The 675-nt window shown below is 48.3% G+C and carries 2 tRNA genes and 1 rRNA gene; all 3 read right to left on the minus strand.

The annotated features are described in order from the left end of the window. Window positions 1-259: 259 nt before the first annotated feature. Window positions 260-335, minus strand: a tRNA-Ala gene (locus tag HV753_RS31110). 38 nt (window positions 336-373) lie between these two features. Further along, a tRNA-Ile gene (locus HV753_RS31115) sits at window positions 374-450 on the minus strand. 132 nt (window positions 451-582) lie between these two features. Beyond that, a 16S ribosomal RNA gene (locus HV753_RS31120) occupies window positions 583-675 on the minus strand; the annotation flags it as partial.

The raw sequence follows: 675 nt of genomic DNA on the forward strand, positions 1-675 counted from the left end.
GTTTGTGCCGTTCATAAGTTTCAAAGCAGTCTGAGGTTATTCACCCCAGTCTTGAGAACTTGGAACAAAATAATGCAATCACAACCCGTACTTATTTTCTTCAGCTTGCGCCGAGTACTCAATAAGTACATTTCGTTGTGCTTCTTCCAGATTGTTAAAGAACGAATATAGCTGTTAGGTAAAACCTAACTCATAGCGCTGACAACAGCGCTATGAGTTAGCCTCTACATCACCACCAGGGCGACTGTTTGAGAATCAATGGTGGAGGTGAACGGGATCGAACCGATGACATCCTGCTTGCAAAGCAGGCGCTCTCCCAGCTGAGCTACACCCCCATATCCCACACAGTGATCAACACTTGCGCGAAATACTTTGGTGGGTCTGGTTGGATTCGAACCAACGACCCCCGCCTTATCAAGACGGTGCTCTAACCAACTGAGCTACAGACCCAAAACCTTCTCGGATCAGTAGTCAGGTAGCTGAAGACTTGGGGAAGAACCCCTCGACCCAAGCCTACAACTGATCCCAGCTATATCAAACAACCGATAAGAGTGGACACTTAATACGAGCACTTAAGCTCTGAAAGGAGGTGATCCAGCCGCACCTTCCGATACGGCTACCTTGTTACGACTTCACCCCAGTCATGAATCCTACCGTGGTAATCGCCCCCCTTAC

The sequence above is a fragment of the Achromobacter pestifer genome (assembly GCF_902859625.1).
GTDB classification, from domain to species: Bacteria; Pseudomonadota; Gammaproteobacteria; order Burkholderiales; family Burkholderiaceae_B; genus Achromobacter; species Achromobacter pestifer.